Origin of the sequence: Candidatus Angelobacter sp. (assembly GCA_035607015.1) — a bacterium.
Taxonomy (GTDB): domain Bacteria; phylum Verrucomicrobiota; class Verrucomicrobiia; order Limisphaerales; family AV2; genus AV2.
This window is the reverse complement of the sequence record DATNDF010000392.1, coordinates 1-5,806: the sequence shown is the minus strand read 5'-3', so window position 1 is coordinate 5,806 and position 5,806 is coordinate 1. Positions and strand designations below refer to the sequence as shown.

Here is a 5,806-nt window from a genome sequence, read left to right as displayed (position 1 = left end):
GACGCGGCCCTTGCAAAATTCATCTTGCGCGGGCAAGGCTCACTGTTACAGTCCCGAAACAGAAACCCACCGGTGGCGGTGGTTTTTTATTTTAGCGAAACCCGGACGCGAAACGCAGCGTGAAAGTTTTCAGCGGCACCTCGAATCCGCCCTTGGCAAGGGCGATCTGCGACTATATCGGCATCGAGCTGGGCAAGTGCGCGGTGACCTCGTTTCCAGACGGCGAGACGTTCGTGAAGATCGAGGAGAACGTCCGCGGCGAGGACGTGTTCGTGGTGCAGTCCACCAGCCCGCCGACCAACCATCATTTGATGGAGATGTTCATCATGATGGACGCGTTGCGGCGGGCGAGCGCGTCGCGCATCACGACCGTGCTGCCGTTTTACGGATATGCCCGGCAGGACCGCAAGGACCAGCCGCGTGTGCCGATCACCGCCAAGCTGGTGGCCAACCTGCTCGTCGCCGCCGGCGCGAACCGCGTCCTGACCATGGACCTGCATGCGCAGCAGATTCAGGGGTTCTTCGACATTCCCGTGGACCATCTCTATGCGGCGCCGGTGATGTACGATTACCTGAAGAAAAAGGCGTTGCCGGACCTGGTGGTGGTCAGCCCGGACGTGGGCGGCCTGAAGATGGCCCACGCCTACTCGCAGGTGCTGGAGGGAGGGCTGGCCATCGTGGCGAAGCGGCGGAAGAGCGCCGAGCACGTGGAGTCCATGGCGATCATCGGCGAAATCAAGAACAAGAACGTCCTGATGGTGGACGATCTGACGGAAACGGCGGGCACGCTGACGACCGCGGCGGCGTTGCTCCGGAAGAAGGGGGCCAAGAGCGTTTATGCCTGCGTTTCGCACGCGATTTTGAACGACCTGGGGGTGGAGCGGCTGAAGAAATCAAATATTGACGAACTTATCACGACTGATACTGTTCTCCGCCCTCCGATAGACGGGGTGAAGATCACCACGCGTTCGGTGGCGGGGTTGTTGGGCGAAGCGATCAAGCGAATCCACAGTAATTCCTCGGTGACTTCGCTTTTTGAGTTTAAGGGCGGGCGCACGAGTTGAAGGGTTTTTGCGCCGCCGGTGTCGGTCGTCGAATCGTGACATGAAATCATTATCCTTGAAGGTTTTTCCCCGGACGCTGGCCAAACGCACCCGCGTCAGGAAACTGCGCGCCAGCGGTCGCGTTCCGGCGGTCATTTACGGCCGCCAGACCCGGCCGCAAAATCTCGAGGTCGGTCTGAACGAAATCGAGGAGTTGATTCATCACTCGGTGTCCGAGACCATCCTGGTTGACCTGGCGATCGAGGGGGAAGCGAAGTCGCGCCGGCTGGCGCTGGTGCAGGAAATCCAGCATCACCCGTTGAGCGGAAAAGTCCTGCACGTGGATTTTCACGAGGTCGCCGAGACCGAAAAAGTAACGGTCACCGTGCCGGTGGAGACCGCGGGCGAGGCGGCGGGCGTCAAGACCGGCGGCGGAGTGCTCGAGCACGTCCTGTTCAAACTGAAAGTGCGGGCGTTGCCGAAGGACCTGCCCGAAGCGATCACGGTGGACGTGACTCCGCTGGAGATCGGCCAGACGATTCATCTGGGTGAGATTCCACTGCCACCCGGCGTGGAAGTCATCGGCGACAAGAAGATTCCGGTGATTTCCGTGGCCGCGCCGATCACCGAGGCGCAGGAAGCCGCGGCGCTCGAAGCGGCGACGACACCGCTGGCCGAGCCCGAGGTACTCAAAGAGAAGAAGGAAGAAGGCGCGGCGGAGGCCGCGCCGGGTGCGGGCGGCAAACCGGCGGAAAAGGGCGCCAAGCCGGCCGAAAAGGGCGGCGAGAAGGCGGCCGAAAAGCCCGCCGACAAAGCGGAGAAGAAACCCGAGAAGAAGAAGTAGTGATTGCGGCGGGTGGTCGTGCCGCGCCCGACCGCACGAACAAGCCCTCGCGTGGAGAACCTTTTTCTCATTGTGGGCTTGGGAAATCCGGGAGCCGAGCATGCCCGGACACGGCACAACGCCGGGTTCATGGTGGTCGAGCGGCTGGCGGACCGCTGGCAGGCGAAGTGGGCGAGGAACGCCAAGTTTGCGTCGCGCCTGGCGAAAGTGGAGCGGTCCGGCCGCAGGTTGACGCTGTGCCAGCCGCAGACGTATATGAACGAGAGCGGCGAGGCGGTCGGCCGACTGACGGAATACTTCCGACTGCCGCTGGACCGGTTGCTGGTAGTGGTGGACGATGCCGACCTGCCGCTGGGCGAACTCCGGCTCCGGCCGCGAGGCAGCAGCGGCGGTCATCACGGGCTGGAATCGATCGAACAGCGCCTGGGATCGCGCGAGTACGCCCGGTTGCGAATCGGGATCGGACGCTCGCCCGGCACCGCGCGAGAGATCACGGGTCATGTGTTGGGGCGCTTCAGCGAGGATGAAGGCCGGATGATGGAAGCGGTTTTGGACCGTGCGGCCGACCAGATCGAATGCTGGCTGGCCGACGGCATCAGGAAAGCGATGAGTCAATTCAACGGGGCGGTGCAAGGCCCCGGCAACGAAGATCAAAAATGAAAAGATACGAAGGTTTGTTTATTCTGGACACGGTGGCGAAGGAGGAGGGCATCAAGGAAGCCATCGACAGGATTTCGTCGGAGATCACGGCGGCGGGCGGCAAGGTGGAAACCGTGCAGAAGATGGACAAGCGCAATTTCACGCGCGTGGCGGACCGCAGGCACAGCGCGGGTTTCTACGTGAACTTTATTTTTGAGCTGGAACCCGGATCGGTGAACCAGTTGCGCCAGCGATTCGATTTGAACGACGAGGTTTATCGGGTGCTCTTCACCATCGCGCCGCCGCTGAAGGAGGCCGGCCGATTGAAATAGTTTATGGCAAGTTTCAACAAAGTCATCCTGGTCGGAAACCTGACGCGCGATCCGGAATTGCGCTACACTCCCAAGGGCACGGCCATCGCCAAGATCGGTCTCGCAGTGAACCGCGTGTGGACCAACGACGCCGGGGAGAAAAAGGAGGAAGTAACCTTTGTGGACGTGGACGTGTTTGGCCGGACCGCGGAAAACGTCGGACAGTACATGCGCAAGGGCCGGCCGATCCTTATCGAAGGCCGCCTGCGCCTCGACCAGTGGGACGACAAACAAACGGGCCAGAAACGGAGCAAGCTCGGCGTCGTGGCGGAGACGGTCCAGTTCCTCGGCAGTCCGACCGGCGGAGGCGAGGGCGGCGATGCGCCGCGACGCGCGTCCGCGCCGGCCGCAGCTGCCCCGGCGGCGGCCGAAGGCGCCGAAGCGGACGGCCCTCCATCCGACGACGACGTTCCCTTTTAACCACGGCCGGCAGAGCGGGCCGGGGAGCCTTTGATCCCGGAGTTTTCAACACGACATTTTTTTCGTATGCCAAAAACTGAAATCATTCTAACTCACAATGTGGTGGGGCTGGGCGCGGAGTCCGACCAGGTGAAGGTCGCCGCCGGCTACGCCCGCAACTATCTTTTCCCGCAAGGACTGGCGATTCCACTGACAGCGGCGAACAAACGCCGCCTGGAGGCGCTGCGACAGCGCCGCGCCGAGCGTGAAGCGCACGAGTTCAACACCATGAGCGAACTGTCCCGGAGCCTTGCGAAGATGGTGCTGGTGCTCACCGCCAAGACCGGCGAAGAGGGCAAAATGTTCGGTTCGATCACGGCGGGCGTCATCGTGGACGAGCTGAAGCACCAGTTCGACATCGCCATCGACAAGAAAAAAGTCCATCTCGAACGCCCGCTCCGCGCGGCCGGGGAACACGAAGTGGAGCTTCGGCTGCATCCGGAGGTGGTGACGACGCTGAAGGTCAGGGTCGAAAGCGCAACACCGGCGGCCAATCCGGCCGAGGCGACCGCAGAGCCAAAGGCAAAAGAGACGGCGATGCGCCGAACCCGGGAAGCGGTGGCAGGCAGGGCCGGAGAGGGCGCCGCGCCGAAAGCACGGGAAGGCGTCACGGCAAAGGCCAAAGACAAAGACACGCCCGCGGCGAAAGCCGAAGCGACAAAGGAACGCGCGCCGCGCAAACCGAGGGCCGAGAAAAAGTCGGAGTAGTCCTGTCAGGGCAGTTTTTTGAAACAGGCAAGTCCGGCCGGCTTGCCTGTTTCGTTTTCCGGTTTCAGAGCGCCGGTGAATAAGCTGTCAACTCGCGGTTGATGTCTTCCGGCATCTCTTCATTGCTCTGTCGCTGAAAATCTTGTCTGCTTTGATCCATGATTGACACCATCGAAACCGGAGCCAGCGTCGCGTCGGCGGATTTACAAAAGGCCCGCCGGCAGAAAGTGGCGGCAACGAGCGCGCCCCGCCTGGACCGCCTGCCGCCACACTCGATCGAGGCCGAGCAGGGGGTTTTGGGTTGCGTGTTGCTCTCGCCCAACGACTGCATGGGCGTGTGCATTGAAAAATTCCGCGCCGGTTCGGAGATGTTTTACGATTTGCGCCACCGGCATCTCTACGAGCTGCTGGCCGAAATGTACGACCACAAGGAGGCGATCGATCTGCTGACGGTCCAGCAGCGGCTCAAGGACCGCAACCAGCTCGAGGCCGTGGGCGGGCTGGCGTATCTTTCGTCGTTGCCGGACGCCGTGCCGTCGGCCGCGAACCTCAGCTACTACACCGACATCGTGCGGGAAAAGCATCTGCTTCGCCGCATGATCCAGACGTGCACCGGAGTCGTGGGCCGGGTTTACGAACACGAGGGCGAAGTGGACGCCTTGCTCGATGAAGTGGAACGCGACGTGTTGCGCATCAGTGAAGAACGGGTCGAGGCGACCACACGGACGATCAAGGACCTGGTCAAGCGGGCCATCACGACCATCGAGGAGTTTCATCAACGCCAGGGAATGCTGACCGGTGTTTCCACCGGATTCCCCGACCTGGACAAGATGACCAGCGGTTTTCACGGCGGGGAAATGATCGTCATCGCCGCGCGACCCAGCATGGGCAAGACCTCGCTGGCGATGAACATCGCAGAACACGTGGCGGCGGACGAGCGGCTGCCGGTGGGTGTGTTCAGCCTGGAAATGACCGCGGACTCGCTGGTGTTGCGGATGTTGTGTTCGCGGTCGCGGGTCAACCTGCGCAGCATCCGCGACGGTTTTCTGGCGGAGCGGGACTTTCCGAAACTCACCGGTTCGGCGGGCAAACTGGCGGGCGCGCCGCTGTTCATCGACGACACGCCGGCGCTTTCCATCCTTCAATTGCGCGCGAAGGCGCGACGGATGGCGCAGCAGCACGGGGTGAAGCTCTTTGTCATTGACTACCTGCAACTGCTCCATTCTACTTCGCGGCGAGCGGAAAACCGGCAGCAGGAAATCGCTGACATTTCCAACGGCATCAAGGCGTTGGCCAAGGAACTGAGTGTTCCGGTGATCGTTCTGAGCCAACTCAATCGCGAACTCGAAAAGGACAAAAACCGCAAACCGCGGCTGTCCGATCTGCGCGAGTCGGGCGCGATTGAACAGGATGCCGACCTGGTGGCTCTACTCTACAAGCCAAGCGGCGGTGAAGACGATGAGGCACCGTCGATGGAGCAGGACGCGGTGCCGGTGAATTTGCTGATCGCAAAACAGCGCAACGGCCCGACGGGGGACGTGGCCCTGACATTTTTAAAAGCCTACACCCGGTTCGAGAGCGCGGCAAAAGTCAGCACGGAAGATGTGCCGATCGACAGTTAACTGAATGAAATTGTTGCCCCGTCGTTGCTGGCCGCTGCTCTGGGTGCTGGCGTCGGGCTGGCTGCCATTGTTGGCCGCGCAGACGGGACTGACCGTCGAGAAAATTGAAATCAAGCACGT

General features: G+C 61.8%; 7 protein-coding genes. All 7 read left to right on the top strand.

Annotated features, from left to right (window positions below):
• Window positions 1-119 precede the first annotated feature (119 nt).
• The 7 genes from VN887_15690 to dnaB all read left to right on the top strand — a co-directional run bounded on the left by VN887_15690 (window position 120) and on the right by dnaB (window position 5,686).
• On the top strand, window positions 120-1,064 hold the full coding sequence (locus VN887_15690; protein HXT41448.1) for a ribose-phosphate pyrophosphokinase: 945 nt from the start codon (window positions 120-122) through the stop codon (window positions 1,062-1,064).
• A 40-nt stretch (window positions 1,065-1,104) separates the two neighbouring features.
• A complete protein-coding gene (locus VN887_15685; protein ID HXT41447.1) occupies window positions 1,105-1,887 on the top strand; it encodes a 50S ribosomal protein L25 in 783 nt (260 codons plus the stop codon).
• A 51-nt stretch (window positions 1,888-1,938) separates the two neighbouring features.
• Complete coding sequence (gene pth, locus VN887_15680; GenBank protein ID HXT41446.1) at window positions 1,939-2,547, top strand: aminoacyl-tRNA hydrolase; 609 nt, start codon at window positions 1,939-1,941, stop codon at window positions 2,545-2,547.
• On the top strand, window positions 2,544-2,858 hold the full coding sequence (locus VN887_15675; protein HXT41445.1) for a 30S ribosomal protein S6: 315 nt from the start codon (window positions 2,544-2,546) through the stop codon (window positions 2,856-2,858). The genes pth and VN887_15675 overlap by 4 nt, the downstream gene beginning before the upstream one ends.
• Window positions 2,859-2,861: 3 nt before the next feature.
• Window positions 2,862-3,317 (top strand): single-stranded DNA-binding protein, encoded by a 456-nt coding sequence (gene ssb / locus VN887_15670; protein HXT41444.1) that lies wholly within the window; start codon window positions 2,862-2,864, stop codon window positions 3,315-3,317.
• 66 nt (window positions 3,318-3,383) lie between these two features.
• Entirely contained in the window at window positions 3,384-4,064 is a 681-nt protein-coding gene (gene rplI / locus VN887_15665) for a 50S ribosomal protein L9 (GenBank protein HXT41443.1), read from the top strand.
• Window positions 4,065-4,222: 158 nt separating this feature from the next.
• Window positions 4,223-5,686, top strand: a complete 1,464-nt coding sequence (gene dnaB, locus VN887_15660; GenBank protein HXT41442.1) for a replicative DNA helicase — start codon at window positions 4,223-4,225, stop codon at window positions 5,684-5,686.
• The last annotated feature ends 120 nt before the right edge of the window (window positions 5,687-5,806 follow it).

Excerpts from the sequence above, each read along its gene's own strand:
- VN887_15675 (HXT41445.1), top strand. The coding sequence starts at position 2,544 with ATGAAAAGATACGAAGGTTTGTTTATTCTGGACACGGTGGCGAAGGAG.
- ssb (HXT41444.1), top strand. The coding sequence starts at position 2,862 with ATGGCAAGTTTCAACAAAGTCATCCTGGTCGGAAACCTGACGCGCGAT.
- rplI (HXT41443.1), top strand. The coding sequence starts at position 3,384 with ATGCCAAAAACTGAAATCATTCTAACTCACAATGTGGTGGGGCTGGGC.
- VN887_15685 (HXT41447.1), top strand. The coding sequence starts at position 1,105 with ATGAAATCATTATCCTTGAAGGTTTTTCCCCGGACGCTGGCCAAACGC.
- dnaB (HXT41442.1), top strand. The coding sequence starts at position 4,223 with ATGATTGACACCATCGAAACCGGAGCCAGCGTCGCGTCGGCGGATTTA.